18 protein-coding genes are annotated in these 21298 nt (G+C 45.5%); 5 read left to right on the top strand and 13 right to left on the bottom strand.

What is annotated here, in order from left to right:
- From modB to OYT88_RS13785, 6 genes are all read right to left on the bottom strand, one after another.
- On the bottom strand, positions 1-687 hold the full coding sequence (modB, locus tag OYT88_RS13760; protein WP_274400819.1) for a molybdate ABC transporter permease subunit: 687 nt from the start codon (positions 685-687) through the stop codon (positions 1-3).
- A 263-nt stretch (positions 688-950) separates the two neighbouring features.
- Positions 951-1769: a molybdate ABC transporter substrate-binding protein gene (gene modA, locus OYT88_RS13765; protein ID WP_274400820.1), complete on the bottom strand. Its 819-nt coding sequence runs from the start codon at positions 1767-1769 to the stop codon at positions 951-953.
- Positions 1770-1926: 157 nt separating this feature from the next.
- Positions 1927-3117 carry a nitrate/nitrite transporter gene (locus OYT88_RS13770; RefSeq protein WP_274400822.1) on the bottom strand — a complete coding sequence of 397 codons (1191 nt, stop codon included), beginning with the start codon at positions 3115-3117 and terminating at the stop codon, positions 1927-1929.
- 72 nt (positions 3118-3189) lie between these two features.
- Positions 3190-4188: a GTP 3',8-cyclase MoaA gene (moaA, locus tag OYT88_RS13775; protein WP_274400823.1), complete on the bottom strand. Its 999-nt coding sequence runs from the start codon at positions 4186-4188 to the stop codon at positions 3190-3192.
- 1 nt (position 4189) lies between these two features.
- Entirely contained in the window at positions 4190-4435 is a 246-nt protein-coding gene (locus OYT88_RS13780) for a MoaD/ThiS family protein (RefSeq protein WP_274400825.1), read from the bottom strand.
- 19 nt (positions 4436-4454) lie between these two features.
- Positions 4455-4904: a molybdenum cofactor biosynthesis protein MoaE gene (locus OYT88_RS13785; protein ID WP_274400826.1), complete on the bottom strand. Its 450-nt coding sequence runs from the start codon at positions 4902-4904 to the stop codon at positions 4455-4457.
- Positions 4905-5071: 167 nt separating this feature from the next.
- On the opposite strand from OYT88_RS13785, the gene OYT88_RS13790 reads away from it, so the two are divergent.
- From OYT88_RS13790 to hcp, 4 genes are all read left to right on the top strand, one after another.
- Positions 5072-5524: a flavodoxin domain-containing protein gene (locus OYT88_RS13790; protein ID WP_274400827.1), complete on the top strand. Its 453-nt coding sequence runs from the start codon at positions 5072-5074 to the stop codon at positions 5522-5524.
- Between the two features lie 802 nt (positions 5525-6326).
- Positions 6327-6605: a ferredoxin gene (locus tag OYT88_RS13795; protein WP_274400829.1), complete on the top strand. Its 279-nt coding sequence runs from the start codon at positions 6327-6329 to the stop codon at positions 6603-6605.
- 73 nt (positions 6606-6678) lie between these two features.
- Entirely contained in the window at positions 6679-7041 is a 363-nt protein-coding gene (locus tag OYT88_RS13800) for a DUF488 domain-containing protein (protein ID WP_274400830.1), read from the top strand.
- A 45-nt stretch (positions 7042-7086) separates the two neighbouring features.
- A complete protein-coding gene (gene hcp, locus OYT88_RS13805) occupies positions 7087-8724 on the top strand; it encodes a hydroxylamine reductase (RefSeq protein WP_274400832.1) in 1638 nt (545 codons plus the stop codon).
- Positions 8725-9235: 511 nt separating this feature from the next.
- Here hcp and OYT88_RS13810 read toward each other — a convergent pair.
- From OYT88_RS13810 to OYT88_RS13835, 6 genes are all read right to left on the bottom strand, one after another.
- Complete coding sequence (locus OYT88_RS13810) at positions 9236-10213, bottom strand: hypothetical protein (RefSeq protein ID WP_274400834.1); 978 nt, start codon at positions 10211-10213, stop codon at positions 9236-9238.
- An 8-nt stretch (positions 10214-10221) separates the two neighbouring features.
- Complete coding sequence (locus OYT88_RS13815) at positions 10222-10653, bottom strand: MarR family winged helix-turn-helix transcriptional regulator (RefSeq protein WP_274400836.1); 432 nt, start codon at positions 10651-10653, stop codon at positions 10222-10224.
- Between the two features lie 696 nt (positions 10654-11349).
- Positions 11350-12906: a chloride channel protein gene (locus OYT88_RS13820; protein ID WP_274400837.1), complete on the bottom strand. Its 1557-nt coding sequence runs from the start codon at positions 12904-12906 to the stop codon at positions 11350-11352.
- Between the two features lie 1000 nt (positions 12907-13906).
- Positions 13907-14785, bottom strand: coding sequence for a 3D domain-containing protein (locus OYT88_RS13825; RefSeq protein WP_274400840.1), 879 nt, complete (start codon positions 14783-14785; stop codon positions 13907-13909).
- 271 nt (positions 14786-15056) lie between these two features.
- Positions 15057-15308 carry a hypothetical protein gene (locus OYT88_RS13830; RefSeq protein WP_274400841.1) on the bottom strand — a complete coding sequence of 84 codons (252 nt, stop codon included), beginning with the start codon at positions 15306-15308 and terminating at the stop codon, positions 15057-15059.
- 322 nt (positions 15309-15630) lie between these two features.
- Positions 15631-16104: a universal stress protein gene (locus OYT88_RS13835; protein ID WP_274400842.1), complete on the bottom strand. Its 474-nt coding sequence runs from the start codon at positions 16102-16104 to the stop codon at positions 15631-15633.
- A gap of 335 nt (positions 16105-16439) precedes the next feature.
- Here OYT88_RS13835 and OYT88_RS13840 point away from each other — a divergent pair, with 335 nt between their 5' ends.
- Positions 16440-17159, top strand: a complete 720-nt coding sequence (locus OYT88_RS13840) for an SDR family NAD(P)-dependent oxidoreductase (protein WP_274400844.1) — start codon at positions 16440-16442, stop codon at positions 17157-17159.
- Between the two features lie 756 nt (positions 17160-17915).
- On the opposite strand, the gene OYT88_RS13845 is transcribed toward OYT88_RS13840, so the two are convergent.
- Positions 17916-20363: a glycyl radical protein gene (locus OYT88_RS13845; RefSeq protein WP_274400846.1), complete on the bottom strand. Its 2448-nt coding sequence runs from the start codon at positions 20361-20363 to the stop codon at positions 17916-17918.
- Positions 20364-21298 lie beyond the last annotated feature (935 nt).

Below are 21298 nucleotides of genomic sequence, written 5' to 3' on the forward strand. Positions count from 1 at the left end.
TCACTTTCTCCTAACATCGCTTGTATTTTTTTGCAAATGATCACTCCAATTATTTATTAAAAAGAGCACCAGTGCTGAAATCACTACAATTAATAATACCCAAACCAAGGCCAGACGCATATTGCCGTCTTCAGCGGCAAAATAAATGGCCAAAGGAATGGTTTCCGTCTGATGAGGAATGCTGCCTGCAACCATAAGCGTGGCACCGAATTCTCCTAATGCCCGTGCAAAAGAGAGCACCGTTGCGGCCGCAATTCCGGGCCAGGCCATTGGAATCATGACTTGCCAAAATATCCTGGATTCGTTCACGCCAAGGGTGCGCGCCGCATTAATGATATTATCGTCCAATTGCTCAAAAGCAGCTTTAGTCGTACGATACATCAATGGAAAAGCGACAACCGTTGCAGCCAGGACGGTGGCCGGCCATGAAAAAATCAGAGTGGTGCCAAACATCAGCAATAACTTCCCAATGGGCCCGTTCCGTCCAAAGAAGAGAAGCAGGAAAAAACCTACGACTGTCGGAGGAAGCACCAATGGCAATGTAAAGAGTGTATCAGCGAAATTTTTGAGCCTTCCGTGGTAGCGGTACATCCAATAAGCTGCTGACAGACCAAGAAAAAACGTGATGACTGTAGCGGCAATAACTGTTTTTAAAGAAATCCAGCCCGGCGAAAGATCAAATGTCATCCCATCTTTCATCCCCTCTCAATTAATAGGCACAAGACACTTCATTTGCAGACAGAAAAATCTTTCTACATTCGTTCTTTATGGCATGCCATGTATTCTTTTTAAGTGTCATGAACGTTAAAAAGGGGCCCCGCAATGCATCCATCTGCTCGCTTCATCATAAAATTGAAATAAAGACGGCAGTCTGATTTGTCAGATTGTCGCCTGCCCCCAACATCCAAATTATTTCATACACTCTGCCCTCTCATTGATAATGAGAAGCATCAGTCATCAATTTCGAAACCCGCATTTTTAAAGATCTTTGTGGCAGTATCTTCCGTCAGATAATTTAAAAACTGTTTTGCCGCCGCAGCATGCTTGCTTCCCTTTATCACAGCTGCCGGATAAACAACCGGATCATGAGAACCGGCAGGTGCAGTAGTCACGAGCCTGACACTTTTCGACGAAAGGGCGTCCGTCTTATAAACGATTCCTGCATCTGCGTTTCCCGTTGCCACCCAATTCAGAACGGTTTCCACGTCTTTACCATACACTGCTTTTGATTTCAATTTATCCATCAATTGAAAATGAGTCAGCACCTCTTTGCCGTATTGTCCGGCCGGCACACTCGCCGGTTCACCAAGTGCAACTTTTTTAACAGACGCTTTGGTTAAATCATTCAGGCTCTTAACATCTGTTGAAGTTTTGGGTACTATCAAAACGACATCGTTTTTTAACAAATTTTTGATTGATGAATCAATCAGCAGATGTTCATTTTTCAATGCTGTCATTTGTTTAGTCGCTGCCGAAAAGAACAGATCAATAGGCGCCCCTTGCTCAATTTGCTGCTGAAGGGCTCCTGAACCTCCGAAATTATACGTAATTTTGACATCAGGATGGCCTTTCATATAGAGTTCCTTGATCTTGTTTAATGGATTTTGCAGACTGGCGGCGGCCGCTACTGTCAACGTTACCTCTTTTTCTTTCCCCGTTGTTTTTTTAGAGCCCTGTTCCCCATTACTGCATCCAGTCATCAGCGTCGCTAATATCAAAATAAGAACAAGTGATAAAATGGATATATTTAAGAATCTGTGATTTTTCAATCTCTATTCTCCTTTTTAAATAAAAGGGCCTGACTTTCCCTATGAGTACAGACTTGTGCAGCTAAATGTATCCGTATCCAGTGAGAAAAATCGGCAATGACACTAAAGTATAGATGAATTCGAACGGATTTTTTAAGATTTTCTTACTGCTTTTCCCTCATTGAACAATCCGATTGCCTCCGTGAATGAAAACCCGGTACAGGACAATCCAGCAAAGGATAGCAGCCAGTACGAGCAGAATAATTCCTAGCTGATACGACCCGGTCCAAGTTTTAATAAATCCAATGACAATTGGCGGAAAGTAACCTCCGAGTCCTCCCATGGCACCAACAAAACCGGTTACAGCACCGGTGTTGCCTTTAGAAACGTAGGGAACCATTTTGAAAATGATGCCATTGCCCAGGCCCGCGAACAAACCAATAATAATGACACCCCAGATAAACATTCCTTCTGAATGCAAGGAAAAGGTAAGCCATAATGCAAAAAGTGCAATGCCGATAAAAATCCATTGCAAGAGTGACATTGGCCGGATCTTATCAGCCAGGCTGCCTCCGACCGGTCGGACTAATGTACAGACAATTCCAAATAACGCAGCGTATAGACCGGCCATTACCGGTGTCAGATTGAATAATCCATTCAAGAGCATCGGCGTGAGGTTACTGAAGGACATGAATAAGCCAAAAGTTAAAGCATAAAACAGTGATAGATACCATGTGTTGGCTTCTTTTGCAACAGAAAATGCAGAAGCAAATGTTTTTTCTTTGTTAACCGGCATTTCTTTACAGAAAATCAAAAACAGTATAATCATCACGACGAGTAAACTCATCAGAAAATTGTAAACAGCACTTAAGCCGGCGGCCAACTGAATTCGTGGCAATGTCAGCGCTGCAACAGCGTTGCCTATATTTCCTAAGCCCGCAATTCCCAATACGGCGCCCTGACGTTCCGGCGGAAACCAAACGGACACGTAAGAAATGCCGACAGCAAATGAAGTTCCGGCCATTCCCAATAGCAGTGCAAGGAAAATCAACATCCCAAAATTGTGAACCCGCGGTACCATAAACAGCGGAATCAGCAAAAACAACATTAAAATAATATAAATTTTCTTGCCGCCATATTTGTCGCATAGAATACCAATCGGAATTCGCATGATCGAACCCAGCAGGACGGGTGTTGCTAAGAGTAATGTTTTTTCAGATTCTGATAATCCGAACATTTTCGTAAGCGTCGCCGTCAATGGAGCAAAATTTGACCAGGCCATGAAACAGGCGACCATTGCCAAGGTCCCCATGGTCAGCGCCGAATACGCATAGAAACGATTTCCTGTGATTTCTTTTTTCTTATCCACTGAATTGCCTCCCATTCACCAAATCTTTTCAAAAAAGTGCCGATCATTCTCATTCATTTTTTGCCCATTAAATTATCCGCCAATTTGACTCATATGCCGCCATGTTGATGAACCATTGACACGCTTACCCATGTCGTTAAGCCCCATCTTATGATTAAGAGGTTTGTTATTGAGAGCTTGGTGAACGAGCCGACAGAACTCTTCCTTATGCGGAATCGCCGGACGAATGTTGAATTCTTCATTCCAGTACAGGCAAGCTTTAAGATAACCGTCAGCAGTGACTCGTAAGCGGTTGCAAGTCTCACAGAACCTGTCACTGATCGGATGAATTAACCCGAAACTGCCCGCTGCTCCATCAATCCGATAATTTTCAGATGGTCCATTGCCTGGTAAATCAAATGGATGATATTTAATGTGATTATTATCACAAAGATAAAAAATCTTGTTCAGTCCGACATACTCGTTCTGCCATTTATCAATCGGATTGCTAATCGGCATAACCTCGATAAAGCGGACATTGACATTATGATTATAGCTGTAATGAAGAAAATCAAGGATCTCATCGTCGTTTATGCCCTTGAGCAGCACAACATTCAGCTTGATCTGCTTGAAGTGCCATCGAATTGCCGCTTGAATGCCGTCCAGTACTTGCTGGATGTTACCGCCTCTTGTAATGTTCCTGTACTTGTCAGCACGAAGCGTATCCAAACTGATATTAATCCGGTCTAGCCCCGCTTCTTTCAAAATTTTTGCTTTTTTCTTTAAAAGCAGTCCGTTCGTTGTGATTGATATATCGGTAATTTCCGGGATCGCGTGAATTCGGCGCACGATATCGGCCGCATCTTTACGCAGCAGAGGTTCTCCGCCGGTGATCCGGACTTTGTTGACACCCAAATCAACAAAATTTTTAACCATCTGAACGATTTCGTCCAATGAAAGCAGCCGGTCGCTCGAAAAAAACGGCAACCCTTCTTCCGGCATACAGTAAACACAGCGAAGGCTGCAATGATCAGTTATCGAAATTCTCACGTAATCGTGCAACCGGCCGTATCTATCATAGAGATTTTCCATCTTACCCCCCGCTAACCGGCGGAATCAATGCGATTTCTTCGATATCATCCGGCAAATATATTTCATCGTTAACGAAGTTCTGATTAATGGCAACAGCAGATCGGACGATGTCTGCACGCACCTGTGGATACTTGCGGATGACGGCTGCGCGAACAGCTTGTGCCGAAACCGGCGTGGACAGTTCGACGTTAACTTGGGCACCCAGTTGCTCACTTAGCATCGCGAACAACCGGACTGAATAGATCACAATAAATCTCCTCCTTGTTTTACTTTATCCGTGTATTGGGACACCGTTCTTTTTGACCAGCCTGTTCAGGACCTCCCCATCTTATCTTGTCCACATCAACTTCTCGCTTCCAAATAGGAACCCTTGCTTTGAGTGTATCAATCAGATACTCGCACCACCTGAAAGCTTCCTTGCGATGGCCGGCTGCAGTACCGACAAAAACCACCTCCTCTGACGGACGTAGCAGACCAATCCGGTGAGCTATCACTACACGAACGCCTCGGCTTTCGATCGGAGCACTTATTTTTGCCAGTTCTTTGATCGCCATTTCTTTATGAGCTGAGTATTCAATGGCTTCTGTCTCAATACTGCCGGTCCATTGGCGGACCGTCCCGACAAAAACAACCACACCACCAAATGAAGGCGCCTTTAGTTTTTTATACAACGTCTCCACATCCAGCGGATCCGCTGTTACACGAATATAGGCCATATGCTCACCATCCTGTAGCGTTGTACCGGTTGATCCGAATTTATTATGTCAAACAGAAATGAAAATAGAAATTGGGCAATTCCCTAATAATCAGAATCGCTGTGATCCGATATACTGATAATCTGAAGAGATATTAAAGAAGTATTAAAAAGGGGGAGGACTTACAAATGGAGACCCTGCCGATTTTTTACAGTACGCAAACCGGACATAACCTGGAATTGGCATTGTGGTTTGTCAACCAGTTCAGGAATGCCGGGGTTGACACAATGACAGTCAATATGGCAACGGCAAATCCGATACTGTTGACAAAAGTTCCGACAGCACTAATAATTACCGGTACCTACGGCATGGGCGAACTTGCCTTTGAAGCCCTCCCTTTTGTAGAAAAATTGAGGCAATTGTCGTTGACACATCTGCAGTGCGGCGTAACCGGAATTGGCGATCGTTATTATCATAATGATTTTTGCAAAGCAGTAGATGTTGTGGCCAAGGCCGTGACTACGGCAGGAGCCAGCTTACTAACCCCGCCGCTCAAGATAGACCTAGAGTTTACAGCTGACGATTGGCAACGTTTGAATCAACTGGCCATCCAACTGATTCAAATTGTACAAGCTGTGTAATATTAGTTTTTTTTAAGTATGCGGGAAAATCGTATAGATAGAGGGGCAGCGGAATTTCGTATGATAGATCCAATGACGCAGCGGCCTCTCTATTCCTGCATGGAAAGCAGTTTCGCTCTCAGAGCTTCAAAAAAGGTATTTTACCGTCACGATTTTGCCGATAGGCGGCATCAAAAAAGTAGTGAGTCATTTTTTTTAAAATCAGCTTTTTTGCGCGATAAGTTTGCACTCATCCTGTCCGAGATTCCGATTCAACGTGCCTCCCCCGCCCTGACGACCATCAAAAAAGGCAAATTCCGACCCCATTCTGATTCAAGAATATGAAACCTATGCGATCGGTTACATTAGTGAATGAAACTTGATCCGGATCAAGGTATTCTGTTCATTTCACCTGTATCATAATTGCTGGAAGTTATCAAAATGACTCTTGTTGTTAAAATAATTACTGAGGAGCAAAAGCATGGATATCTTTACTTTTCGAAACTTGTCCGCGAAAGGAAGAACTTGCCACGATCAGTCACCCAGACTACTTTTCACTTATCCTTAAAAACCGAAAAAACCGATCTCTAAATTGCAGAGCGATGTGCATAGGCCTCCGCCATTCCGGAACAAAGGAAAAATTGGTTTCTCTGCAGGGAATGACCGGAGTTCCCCGCCCGGAAAAGTCGTTCGGCCCGAAGTATAAGCCGTATCTGCAGAACAGCAGCTTCGCTGTTTTCAAATGGCTGCCGGCAAAGGCAGATGATCATGCCGGATCGGTTTTCTGTGATCCGATCCATTTTTGGGGAAGGTGAAGAGTCAATTGAATGAATCAAAACGTGTAAATAGTGCAGAGCCTCTTAAATTTACAATCGTCAACCGGGACACTTGCATCTCCTGCGGAGCCTGCCAAATGGCTGCTCCTGATATTTTTGATGCGGATGACGAAGGACTTGCTTTTTCAATCATCGATAACAATCAGGGAATACGGCCGATTCCCGAAGAATTGTTAATGGACTTGGATGACGCTTACGAGGGTTGCCCCACGGAGTCCATTCAAGTATCGGACGTGCCGTTTAAAACGGCCAGTCCAAAGGGATAAATGATCTATGATGCCTTGTTCTAAAATACTTTTTCCGTTCTGATTTTTATCACAATGAAGAGAGGATGAGCCATTGATAAAGATCAAACGAATTTATCAAGAAAAATTGTCTTCAGACGGCATCCGCATTCTCGTCGACAGACTCTGGCCCAGAGGCATTTCAAAAGAACGCGCTCAGCTGGACCATTGGATGAAAGATGTCGCGCCAAGTGCCGGCCTGCGTCAATGGTATCACCGGCATCGGGACCAATTCGCTGCATTTAAAGAGGCTTATGAAAAAGAACTGGAACATGATCAGGAAAAGAAAAAAGCGCTGGAACAGCTTGCACAGCTCGGACAGGCGCAAACCGTCACACTGCTCTCTGCAGCAAAGCATGTAGAAGTAAGCCATGTGCCCATTCTTCAGGCTTTTCTGCAGAACCATTTCAACATGTGAATATCTGAGTCTATCAAACAGGCTTTAAAAACGGAGGGATGACGGATGGAAAACGCAATGTTTTGTTTTCAGTGTCAGGAAACCGCAAGAGGCAGCGGATGCACGCAGATAGGCATCTGCGGCAAAAAACCGGAGGTAGCTGCCGCCCAGGATTTATTGATGTATGTGACAAAAGGAATTTCCGCGATCACGACCCGGCTGCGCGCCGAAGGGAAAAAAGTTGATCGCGAAACCAATCATTTGATTACCGAGAATTTATTTACAACGATCACCAATGCAAATTTCGATGAACGTGTGATTCGCTCACGTGTCGTCTCTACACTGAAAAAAAGGAAAGAACTGATTGACAAGCTGACGAACAAAGAAAATCTCCCTGATGCATCTGTCTGGACCTTTGGAAATGGCGGAGGATCCGACCGCAAAGTGACTCATATCGGAGTGCTTTCAACAAAGGATGAGGACATCCGCAGCCTGCGCGAGCTGATCACCTATGGTTTGAAAGGGCTTTCCGCATACAGCAGGCATGCCAACGTTTTATTAAAAGACGATGAGGAAGTGGATGCTTTCCTGCAACGTGCGCTCGCAAAGACACTGGATGATTCCCTTGGAGCAGATGCGTTAACCGCTCTCGTCCTGGAAACCGGAAAATACGGCGTGAAAGGCTTAGCCTTGCTGGATCAGGCAAATTCAGACACCTACGGTGATCCGGAAATCACAAAAGTGAAAACCGGTGTCGGCAATCGGCCCGGCATTCTGATCTCCGGGCATGACCTGCATGACATCGAAATGCTTCTCCAACAGACGCAGGGGACGGGCGTAGATGTATACACCCATTCGGAAATGCTGCCTGCACACTATTATCCGGCTTTTAAAAAGTATTCGAATTTCATAGGCAATTATGGAAACGCCTGGTGGAAGCAAAAAGAGGAATTTGAAAGTTTCAATGGTCCGATTTTAATGACGACAAATTGTATTGTTCCGCCGGAAGACAGTTATAAAGACAGGCTATATACGACAGGAGCCGCAGGTTTTCCCGGATGTAAACATATCCCGGGTGAAATCGGGGAGCCAAAAGACTTTTCTGAAATAATCAAGGCCGCTCAGAAATGCCCGCCGCCTGCAGAAATTGAAAACGGCGAAATCGTCGGCGGATTTGCCCATCATCAACTCCTTTCGCTGGCCGATAAAGTGGCGGATGCAGTCAAATCCGGAGCGATTAAGAAGTTCGTTGTGATGGCCGGTTGCGACGGCAGAGTAAGATCGCGAAAATACTACACCGACTTTGCCAAAGCCCTGCCTAAAGACACGGTAATTCTGACGGCCGGCTGCGCAAAATATAAATATAACAAACTCAACCTGGGCGATATCAACGGCATTCCCCGCGTACTGGATGCAGGGCAGTGCAACGATTCCTACTCCCTTGTTGCCATCGCACTGAAGCTAAAAGAAGTGTTCGGCCTGGAAGATATTAATGATTTACCGATTATTTACAACATCGCGTGGTACGAACAGAAAGCAGTGATCATATTGCTGGCACTGCTGTATCTGGGTATTAAGAATATTCATCTGGGGCCGACTTTACCCGCTTTTCTGTCCCCCAACGTTGCCAATCTGCTGGTCAGGAAATTCGGGATCTCGGGAATTCATTCTGTAAAGGAAGATCTGGACCTGTTTTTCGGATAATATTGCTTTCTCACCATTTGATGCATATGAGAAGGCAAAGAAAACAGATGGGCCTGTAAAAGACGTTGTATAGAAAGAAAGTTGCTTACCCGATCCGGCATCTATACTGTTATCAATGCCAGCCCTCTTCGTTTGACGGCTCTGTTTGGAGACGGAAGGTTGATCTACTCCAATTAGCCCGTGATTCTGCGATCGCGGGCTGGCTTTGTTCATCATAACTTTTTTTTTGAGGATGCTATGAACCTATTTGAGACTGCCTCATTGGGCAGAATCTTTACTGTCCCTTTTCAATGTCTACTGATCAATAAAATTTCTGAGTGTAACATTGCACACTGCCGCAATCTGAGCATCCATAGCGGCAGTCCGCGAATCTGTATAAAATAAAGACCTTTGGCATTAAACGGCCAACTGTAAATTGTGTCGATTCGCACATGAAACAGTCATTCGGGCACTTTTTTCTGCAGACAATCCCCTTTGCCGGTTTGATCTTCTCATTTCTCGAGCAGTTGTTCTACATCAATTCTTGAATCAGTTTTTTGTATAGCGCATAAGCGGGCTTTGGAGAGTAATCGTCTCTCAGGATCCCGTATTGATGGAAAAGGTCGTCTTTATGGGTATCCGCATCTCTGAGTCCGAAAAGAGTATATTGCGAAACATGATATTGGATCCGCAGACTGTAAATTGTCCGGATCACTTTCTCCAGCACCTGCGACTGACGCTGATAAGATCTTTCCAGCTTAGTAAACGGGTGTTTGCCGGTCGGCCATCCGTTTTCAGTGATGCGGATCGGAACATTATCCGTGAAGCCTGCCGTTTTCAGATTGTTTCTGAGTTCCCGTAAAGCCCGTTCTGCTGCAGCGGAGATTTCCGGCAAGTCGAGCGGTCTCTCCTCAAAGACATCCACGTAGACGTTATGCCCGACAAAATCGACGGCATCCTGAAATGGCGCTTTGACCCCCGACAGCTGATTCCAGAAGTCCGGTACCGCTGCCGGGCCGTCCGGCACCGAACCGAACCCTACCGGAATGGAAAAACCCCGCTTTCGGCACTCCTGTTTGGCAGTCAGGACCCCCTCCGTAAGAGCCTGCAGAATATACGGCTTTGAACCTTCCATAAAGGACAAATTGGGCTCATTGGTGATTTGCAGCGAGCACAGGGATGCATGATAGCGTTCTATGATTTTCCGGATGAAAGCGTACCAATGTTCCAGAGCAAAATTCTCCTGAAGCTCCGTCCAGTTTCCGCAGCCTATTGTCAGATCGCCAAGCAGGCCGGCAGCGCGGTATCGATCCGCCAGTGCAAACATCTTTTTCTCCCATTCGGGTGTATAAATCAGATAGACTCTTGGAGCCAGCCTTGCTGTTCCATTATTGAGGTCGGCAAGCGCAGCCTTTACCTTTTTATAGTCGTCCGCGGGGCCCGTGGCCAGGCCAAAAGGCGTGCCTGCTGCACTCAGCGGATAGATACCGAATGAGAACTTTCCTGACATGAGAAAATTCAGCCTCCCATTTTTTGTAATAATGTGTTGACTTTGTGCAGCGCGAAACAGAAATCAAACTGTTCTTCCTCGGTAAGCTGATTGAAGCTTTTTATGAATTTCTGGTATAATACCCTCCATTTCTGCTCCTCTATAGCTTTCCCGGCCGGCGTTAGTGTGACCAGGACCGCGCGCTTATCCCGCTCATCAGGTCTTTTGATCAGATATCCTTTTTTCTCAAGCCCGCTGACGACATGGGTCAGTTGCTGTTTGGCTATTTCCAGGCCCTCGCTGATCTCTTTGAGGTTGAGAGCTTTTTGTTTGCTGTACATGAACTCCAGAATATGTCCCTGAAGGTGAGTGACTTTCATAGATCCCCTATTTAAGCCCTGATAATGAGTGAACAAATTGGAGATCAGCGTCACATATTCTTTCGCAGCCGATGGGTCCATAGGCAATCTCTCCCAAATACAATATAGTCCATATTATGTTACTAAATAATCAATAAATCAACTAATAAAGGAAATAATAATAAATTTAAGTTTACTAAAAAATGGTACCACTTAAATTGGGCGGTTTTTTGCACAGGAATAAAAAGAGGCATTTACCCATTTTTTCAGTCACTCTTTATCCCGAAAAGGGTACTTATGACAGGGGCTGGATACGAATCGTCGCGCACATCTTTCCGATTTCAAGCCACCTTCTTAAAAAAGAATCGCCCGGGAGCCTAATTTAATTTTTGTCCCGGACGGTCTGGATGACATGGATCCGCTGCCAACTATGCCGAAATTTCGACAGAGCAAAAAATTGGATTGAATGATCAGATCATAAAAAATGTCTTTTTACAAAGGAAATATTTATACACGGTAAGCCCTCATATGAAGAATTGAAGAAACCGGCAACTGGGTGAAGCAACAAGCGGTCATTGGCCATACCATATAGACATGACAAAAGCATTGGAAAGAAAAAATTTAAGGATTAACTATAACCTAATTGTTTTCTATTCTGCCTGTATCTGAATTTTCCCTGACGATTTTTCTTCGATCGAAGAGACATAAGTCCCTCCTACTGCTGGCAATCAGAATTCTTACTCGATTTCGTTTGGCCTGATACGCTTCTTCCGGCGGCATGATGCCGTCTTTAACTGTCTACAGATCCGGCTTTACTCCGCTCATTTCCAGGACTCTCCTGCGAACCGTACTGACTTCATTGCAACTGGTTAACAGGACAAGTGTATCTCCGGAGCGGATAACGGTATCTCCGTGCGGGATAAGCTCATGATCGCCTCGACGAATGGCAATAAGAAGACTGTGACTGGGCCAGCTCACATCACGAACCTGCCGTTCATTCAGGCTGCTTTCAAGAAAAACCGGGATCTCTATCCGATCATTTTTACCGCTTAATTCATTTAACTTCTTCCCCAGATTGAGGCGGGTCAGGAGCGACGCATAGATCGGAGCTCCTCCGAGCATATCGACAACAAGATAAGCGACAAGCGACACAACGGCAAGGGGCATTAAGTGCTGCAGCGATCCGACCATCTCAGTAATCAAAATAATTGCAGTAAAAGGGGCTTTCCCAATTCCGGCAAAATACCCGGCCATTGAGATAATCATCAGGTTCATGATATAGATATCAGGCAGCAATCCCAATCTGGACATAATCGTGCCGTAAATAGCCCCCAGCAGGGCTCCAAGAGACAGAATCGGCAGAAAGATGCCTCCGGGCAGTCCGGAGCCGTATGAAATCATCGAAAAAATAAAGCGAAGTACAAATAATCCCAATAAGATCATCAATCCGGGAATGAAATGCCCCATTTCCAAAATAGTGGCATTCCCTCCGCCCAGCGTATGCGGCCAAAAAATGCCGATCGGAATGACCAGGAGAAAGGGAATAAGGCCGTGAAAACAGCGGGGCAGTCTGATGAATCGGGCATACCATTGCGGCATGACGAGCAGCACTCTCTGATAAAAATAACCGAACAGGCCGAGGACAATCCCCAGTAAAATGAGATGCCAATACAGATAGAGAGGAAAACTCCTCGAGTAGCTGATATGTAAGACGGGCACTAAGCCGAAAAAGTTTGATGAAACAAAATCAGAACCGATTGCCCCGGCAAGGGAAGCCATCCAGACGAGCGGAGAAAAATTATGATAGATTTCCTCCAGCACAAACAAGGTCCCGGCTATCGGCGCGTTAAAGGCCGCGGACAGGCCGGCGGCAGAACCGCTGGCAATTAAAACCCGGCGCGATATCCCGTTGTCTTTAAGTCCCTGGGCCATACCCTGGCCTACAGCAGCCCCCAACTGAATGGACGGGCCTTCCCGTCCGAGAAAAAGGCCGGCCCCGATGCCCAGAACGCCTGTGACAAACTTGCGCCATAAAACGTGCCGCCAGTCCATTTCAAGATCTCCTGCCAGTTGGCCTTCAACCTGGGGAATACCGGATCCCATAATATTGGGCTGCGGCCTGACAATGAGACCGATGATGATTGCCAACAATGAACTCAACAGTATCGCTGCGAAAACGATCAGCGGATGACCCGGAATAAACTGATACAACTTTGTCCATAGATGCAATGATCCCTCAATGAGTATGCGAAAAAGACTGACTACAAATCCCGTCAGAATGCCAACTACCAAACCTTTTAGAATAAATAATAAACGTGTGGCATCGAATGCTGACTTTGTCTTAGCTTGTTTCAAGAGTCAAACTCACCGCTCTCGCTAAACACATTTCTTTCGTGAATAATCGTGACTGTACAAAATTAAAGATGCGTTGACCCATTTTTATGTAACGTTCGTTCAATATATGATATGAAGGGCAATCTCTATAAAAGACAATATTCCGTAAAAAGGGATACTTTGTTTAGGGTGCTTCCCTTTCTTTTACCATCCTGTAATTTCTTAAGCCAGTCAGGACTCAGAGACTAGCCTTGGCTTTCAATGGAAATCGGAATCAGTGGATAAACGGGATCAATTTATGAGTCGTCTTTTTTTAATCCTGAAATTCTTCACCATACTTTTGTTTTAAATGCTTATTCAACAGGGAATATTATATTATAAAAAATAAACATGCACAAAAACCCAATAGAGGGATAGGCAAAAACCAGGGATTACGTGTCAGCAGAGCCGATGCCGTTACCTGCAGCGCATCCCAAAATGATTGACATGCATCGAATAATAAAATAATCCACCCATAATTTTACCCGGTCAGTTATCTTCGCCCGTATGTTATGTATCTGCGAATTAAAACGTTTTTAGGAAAGTCCTCCCTTCAGAAGTCTCAGATAAGAACGCAATAATGGGGTAACCAAGAATTAGCCGGCTGCAAAAAGATCAGGCAATCATAGCCCTTGTACGGCTTTAACGGACGGATCGGCCGACTGCCATTACCGCTGCCGCCGCTTGGACCGAAAGCAGATACAGCTGAATTCGTGAGAAAAGACGAATAAGCGGGAGCAATGTAATCGTGAGAATATCTTCTATTTCATATGTTTCTGAAGGAATTTTGCAGAAATTCGATATTAATATCAACAAATACAATATTAGCTCATTGACGGCAGCGCCGCGGAAGGACGGAACCATCGGTACAGGCAGCCCGTGTGATAGTGGCAATTAGATACAGTCATTCTCTGTTTGGCTTCGACGGACACACAAAAAAAGCCACTCTTTCGAATGGCTTTTCTAACTCTATGATTTATGATTAGCGTTGTACCGTTACATTCAATGTGCGGCGGCCGAAATTCACCGCCTGCTGGTTGGAAGGCATGTGTACATCGATTCGATTGCCCTTAATGGCCGCGCCGGTATCGGCTGCCGTATAGGTCCCGAGGCCTTCAATCGTTACTTTCGAGCCAAGTGGAATTAACGATGGATCGACAGCGACTACGCGGGCATTCGAATGGGTTCCCAGATTCACTCCGGTCGCCGTCCGGCCGCTCAGCGAATAAGCCGTTACGACAAAGGATTGTGCAGAAGCCGTTGTCTGCGAAGGCTGGACAGCCTTCTGTACCGGATGTGCCGCAGCCGCAGATCCGGATTGATTTTGGCTGATCTCCGGCTTAGCTGCTTGACGAACAGGCGATGTTTCCTGCACGGTCGATGTTTTCTGAGCTGTTGCCTGCGTTAGTTGCCGGACCGGCTCGTTGCTTGTTGCCTTTCGGTCGGCAGTCGGTTTGGTTTCAACAGTAGTCGGTGCTTTCCGGGCCGCCGTTTGTTCAACCGACGGCTTCTTCGCTTGCGTGGCAACAGGCGATGTTGCTGCCGGCTTAGTTGCTTTCGGTTTTACCGACTCCGCTGTTTCCTGCCCACGATTTTTCGCCGCCTTGCTTTGGAGCTGCTTTTCGCCGCTCAGTGCCTTTTGTCTGTAAAATTGTTGCCAGCGCGCTAATTTCTCCTTTTGAATTTCATTTATCGCCTGATCTAACGAATCATTATCGTTTTCCTGCTGATAGTTCACGTGTGACTCGCTTTTCTGCTGCGGCTGTTTGGCTTGAACTAAAGTCGATCCCGCCGTCAAAGGTACCGCCAGTCCGGCGGCAAGAAGCGCCGCCGTCACTTTCTGCATTCGTTTCAATCGCATGAAGCCTTTCCCCCTTAATATATGATGCTTTTCATGCGTCCTCATGAGCAATGACTGTTCACTATCGTTTCAACATCCTACATTATAGGGGACGAATATCACAAAGCGATTGAAACAGCGTTACAGTTATAATACGATCGCACGTTCTATATTACACTTGTAAATAATGCGTCAACTTTTCTCCCGCAGAATCAATGACCGTTTCTCGGACAACGGAATGTTCTTTGCCTCCCGTCTGAAGAAAAACGCGGTCATCCCAGACGGTTCGTGACTACGACGCGGAAGACGGGGGATCCAGTCCGATCGGATGATTCTCCCAGGTGATCCGATTCATCAGGCGGAAAATTTCTTTCGCCTGATCCTCTCCCGGCATGATCAGGGCCGGACGATCCGGATCCTTGGCCAAGGAAATCGCACCATCTGCCGGGAACGCCGGACCATCGGGCTCATTTTCAAATGACTGAAGCAGCATGTCCGTCTGAAAAATTTTTTTGGCCAAAGTGAGAACGCGGTGCAGAATCAAATGATTTTGTCACCGATCCACTCCTGTGTATTCCTCCTGATCCCAACAGGAAGCGGAGATCCGCGTTTCCCTGCTGAAGATCAGCCGGCGTTTTAAAGGATGGTTGGGGATTCCGCCAAAAAGAGGCTTCGGCACCTCCAGTTTCAGACAAAAACCTACAGGAATCCCTGAAGGCCGTTACCCTGGATAAACCGAATAATATTGTAAAACGGGATGGAACACTTTTTTGGGGGCCCATTGGCTTTTTTGATCAGGCCAGAGAAAATAGCATTCTGGATATATATGAAAAGATGGGGCCGATAAATTTATGCAACGTGAGTAATCAGCGGACAATCAATACAGAACAAGGGGCTAACCGGGCCATATACGAGGACTGACTGCCGATACCGATCAGGAAACGATCTAATTTTGTGGTTCCCGTGGCACCACAAACAATCAGATCGCAATGGTACTGCGGAATCACCTTCTCGATGATCGCTGACGCCGGTGAATCCTCACCAGTAAAAACCGAGACACTTTTTACTCCTTTGTTTTGTGCGATCTTTTTAAAAATTTCTACCCGGTCAGCGACCTCTGCCCGCATGTTATGGATTTGCGAGGTAAAAGTCTTTAATGCTGCCAGTGAACCTGTGTTTAAAAAAGAGACGATCAGCAGATGTGCATCGTATTTCTTCGCCAGATCGACAGCCACCCCGAAGGCTTTAGCGGCCTCCTTGGATTCATCGACAGCGATCAATATATTCCGATAAGCAACTCCGCCATTTTCTTTTACTGTATGGGATAATGTTTCCGACATAGTATCAGACTCCTAACTCCTAATTATAATGAGAATCATGAGCTTATCAAGTCAATTAAAGTTTCAGAATCTCTTCGACTATTTGATTTTAAATGAGAATAAGCCATAGGCCCCTCCCCTTCTTCCGGTGATCGGGGACAAAAAGCACAGCAGCCGGATAAGAGAGATCCTTACTATTTCAAAAATTAAACGGCTTTCGGCTTTCCCTATTGATAAAAGAAGGCCCGCGAAAATTCGGTTAATGGACGCTTATTTATCGAACATGCTACAATTAGTATATTCGCAAGGAAAAAATGATCAATAAAAAAAGATTTTTTAAAGAAGGAAATTGTATCATGTTAAAGAATAAAGTCATCTTAATTATCGGCGGAACAGCGGGCTTTGGAAAGCATGTAGCCATGCTTGCGGCCCAAAAAGGGGCTAATCTTATAATCGTCGGCCGGAACAAGGAAAAATTAGATAGCGTCAAAGCGGAACTTCAACAATATGGGAACCAGGTAGAGGGACATACTCTCGATGTTTCAAAAGAGGAAGACCTGAAAAAATTTTTTGATAGCATAGGAAAAATCGACCATTTGGTATCAACGGCCGGTGGGTTTATGGGCGGTGGATTTTTAGATGCCGCACTGGAAACTATACTGAAAACAATCCATGACAAGCTCTTTATAAATCTTCGTATCGCGCGTCTTGCTGCGTCTCATCTGAAAGCGAACGGCAGCATGGTATTTACAGCCGGGTCCGGCGGAAAACCCAATAACGCATCAGGAGCAATTATAGGAAATGATGCGATCAGAACCATGGTCCAGGGCCTGGCGGTAGAAGTTGCTCCCCGGGCACGCATAAACGCTGTCGCACCAACATGGACACGTACATCACTATATCGGGATATTCCGGAGGAAGAAGTCGATCAAACTCAAAAACTTTTTTCGGGTATGATTCCTCTGGGAAGAACAGCGAATATCTCAGAAGTGGCAATGACTTATATTTTCCTCATGGAAAACTCTTTTATTACCGGACAGACAATTGTCGTTGACGGAGGACTGACTTTAGTTTGATAAGGGCTGCTTTAGAAAAAATACAGTACGGGGTTACTCTTATACAGCCTGTTCCCGGCTCTCCAGGCGTTCAGTCAGGCCGGCCTTCCTGACTTTTTCAGTCTCCCCTTAACCGCCGCCAGCCCAGCTGATTTTGACCGGCATTGAGCGAACAGACCCGGTCCGTGTGATCTTGCTCTGTCACCGCACTCCCTGCCGAAAGACTCACTCAGAACCGGTCCCAGCGTACGTCATAGATGGCCGGACGGTCTGGAACCGCTGTTTTTTTCCATTTTTTTCTTCTGTCTCACTTATCTCACGACTCTTTCATCCGGATCCGCGATGCCGATACTGGAAATCCGGTTAATTTGGACAGATCCCGGTCCAAACGGGTGACTCTCCTATGAGAAGCCAACAGTTGATCAACCGACATGGGCTTGTCTCAAGACAGCGCATCTCTTCCGTGCAAGTGTCTGACCCCGTCAGAAATTCGGAAAACATCGAACTTTGTTTCGTTTGAAAGCTTATCTGCCGCCACAAATCTTCTAATCGGTTTCTGTTCGTCATCTCAGCAGTTTGCCTCCGGCCCCCTTCAGATTCCCCCTCGCAGGGAACCTTTGACTCACATTCCTGCTGCCGGCTTTCAGCGGATCCACATCATTATCGTCCGTCACTCCGGACCGCCTAAAAAAGGCATGAACCCGATTGGATTCATGCCTGATAATTGTTTAGACTGGAGTTCTTTTTATAAATCAGCAGCCTGAAATTCAAACATTTTTACAGCGTCTGTTCTGTTCTGGCAATAATATCGTCCTGAGTTTCCTTAGAAAGGACAGTGAAGAATGCCGAATACCCGGCCACTCTCACAATTAGGTCACGATAATTTTCCGGATGCTTTTGCGCGTCAATCAATGTCTCTCGCGAAACGATATTATACTGAACATGGTAACCATGAAGACGATTGAAGAACGTTCTCAACAAAGCGATCAGTTTCATGCAGTTTTCATCATTCTGCAGAATCTGCGGCGACATTTTCTGGTTTAACAGGACACCTCCAGTGATATCCTCCGTCGGTAATTTCGATACCGATTTAAAAACAGCAGTCGGTCCATCCTGATCCATCGAATGTTCCGGAGAGCATCCCTCAGCCAGGGCGGTGCGTGCATGACGGCCATCCGGCGTAGCCAGTGTGCTGTGGCCCTGACCGACGTTAGCCGAAATTGAGGAGGTGCCGGCATAGCGGAGACCGCCGATCGGGCCTCGGCCATAACGCGTATTTTTATATTTCGAGATTTCATCAATATACGGATGATAGGCTTTCGCAATCAATTCATCCACATAATCATCGTCGTTGCCATATTTAGGTGCCTCGTTCAGCAGCATCTGACGAATTCCTTCACCCTTTTCGCCGGCAAAATCACTCGTCAGCGCATCCCACAATTCCTGACGGCCAATTTTTTTATCTTCGTAAACCAGTTTTTTAACGGCAGCCAGTGAATCAGCAAGATTGGCAATGCCTACCTGCAGACCACTGATAAAATCATAAACGGCACCTCCCTCTTTGAGGGTCTTGCCGCGGCCGATGCAATCATCAGTCAATACTGAACAGAGGATGTCCGGGCAATCCTGTTCCAGGACCAGATCACAGGTGTTTTCAATAATGACACTCTGCCGCGTTATTTCACGAAGCGCTTTGTCCCAGGCTTTTTCAAGATCAGCATACGATTCCATATCAACGAAGTGGCCGCTGCCTTCCAGGAGCTTCTTTCCGGATTCCGGATCGACCCCATTATTCATTACAATTAACAGTGTGCGCGGAAAATTGATGAAGCTCATTCCTGTACAGCGGTAGCCCCATTTCCCCGGCACCGCTGTTTCGACACAGCCGATTGCACTGTAATTATACGCATCTTTTTCCTTGATTCCGCGTCTAATAAATGAAGGAATAATGACTTCATCGTTGTTGAATGCCGGCATACCCATGCCCAGCTTGATCACCTCAACACATTCGCGCATAAAGTCATCGCTTAATCCACGATGATAACGAACAGTCAGGTTCGGCTGCGGCAGATGCGCCTGAGCAACGCTCCGTAAAATCAGATAAGAAAGGTCATTTACAGCGTCCTTTTTTCCTGCTGTCTGTCCGCCGACTGTTACGTTCTGATAAAGCGGACTGCCGGCGCTGAATTCCGTATGCCCCCAGGAACGGACTTTGTTGATCGTCAGCGTCTTCATCCACAAGTTTGTCAGCAGTTCGCACGCCTGATCAGGCGTGATCCGTGCTTTGTCAAGATCGCGCTGGTAGAAAGGATACAGATACTGATCCATTCGCCCGTAAGAAACTGAATGACCATTAGATTCTATTTGGAGAACCAAGTGAACCAGCCAGACAGACTGAACGGCCTCATAAAAAGTCTCTGCCGGTTCGTAAGGAACCTTATTTAGAATGCGGGACATTTTCAATAATTCAGCTTTTCTTTCCAGATTCTTTTCTTCTTCCGCTCTTTTGGCAGCCAGATCAGCATAACGTTTAGCAAAATCCTTCATCGCCTTCATTACTCTAAGGCTTGCTTCATAAAAATAGAGCTTCTTTTGATCTTCAATATCGGTCAAATCCAATTTGCTCTTTGCATCTATAACGCGTTTTTCAAATGACTTCAAACCGTAGTTAATCACATTTTTGTAATCTACAGCAATATGCCCGTCACCTGAAGTAATATTTCCATCAGCACCGATAATTCCTAAATCGTAAAAAACTCGGCTCTGTGCCGGAAAAGCAGCGAGTCCGCGATCTTCAAGCGTGTTATGCTGCCAGAAAGGAGCGATTTCTCTCAACTGCTTTTTTGTCTCTTCGGTGATATAAAAAATATCGCCGGGACGTTTTTCAAAAGTGTCCAGTTCATCAATAACCCAGTTCATGGAGTATTCCGGATAGACCGGCGCCCAGCGATTGGACCGGGCCTGATTTCCGGCAAGCAGGGTATCATTCTCAATGTAGATCGACATATGCTCCAGAATATTTTCCAGCATATAAGCACGTTTCATGTCAAGCTGTTCATCTGCATGTTCTGTATAACTTTGTGTAACCAAAATAGCCCGTTCAGCATCAATGTAAGGCTTGGCATCAAGAATTGTGTCCCGATAATGTTTCATTTTCGGTGTCAATTGTCCAAAATGCGACTTTTTTCCTGAAGCCGTTGTTTTAGCCGCTGATTCTGCCGTCATTATGAAGCCTCCCCTATATTGCTTTTGAATTTACTTATTCTTTCTTACGAAACCATAATAGCATCTAATGTAAACGTGATCAATGCTTATCCGCCGATTCTCTCTAATATCCCTGAAAATGGTCATTTGTGCATATTTGCTTATGCAGCTGAATGTAAACGATCACCCGCTATCTGTCATAAGCTGGCCTGTGTCTGAATCCAGCCTGCTGTCAGTATAGATCTCCTGGACTTCATCCAGGTTAAATGGTTCAACCGGGCTTCTTTCATAAGGCTTGCTTGAATCCGTAAGAATCACTATTTTCTAACTGGACAAAGCCATCGTCTGCACCCTTTCGGCGCTCATCATGTCATTCTCAAAGAAACCGGTTTTTTTATCAAAACCGTCCGTTCCGGCAAAAAAGCCACGTGAATTTTGTTTCGCAGCCAGACCGACGGTCACTTATGAATCATTTTGATAAATTCCTCCGGAAACAACTGAATGGATGCCTTTATATTTTTTTATACAGAGAGTGATAAAAAAGAATTTTTAATGGGTATTATAACCTGTTTTGTCATGGCGATTTTCTCAGCCGGCAAGGTCCAGGACTTGGATTGTTTCATTATCATGGACCGATTTAGCAGCCGATCAGGCGATTCTTTTTTTACATCGTAATTTTTGCCGATCTGTAGCCATATCGTCGGCATGATTCATTATTGCATAGCCGTGTTTTCTCTGAAGCAGCCCCTCGATTTCAGCCGGTCTAAGTCTTTCCTGACGATCACTTTTGATACATTCAACAATTCGGCCGGCGCATTTACCATCTATTTTGTCCGATCATTAACGATGTTTCACAAATCATTTTCACGTGACATTCAAGGTTCAAAATCATTGTCCCCCTTCCCGCACCGCATTATTATACTGAAGAGACAATATTCTTCAGTTTAGTTTCTTTC

The organism is Sporolactobacillus sp. CQH2019 (assembly GCF_028765345.1).
In the GTDB taxonomy this organism is placed as follows: domain Bacteria; phylum Bacillota; class Bacilli; order Bacillales; family Sporolactobacillaceae; genus Sporolactobacillus.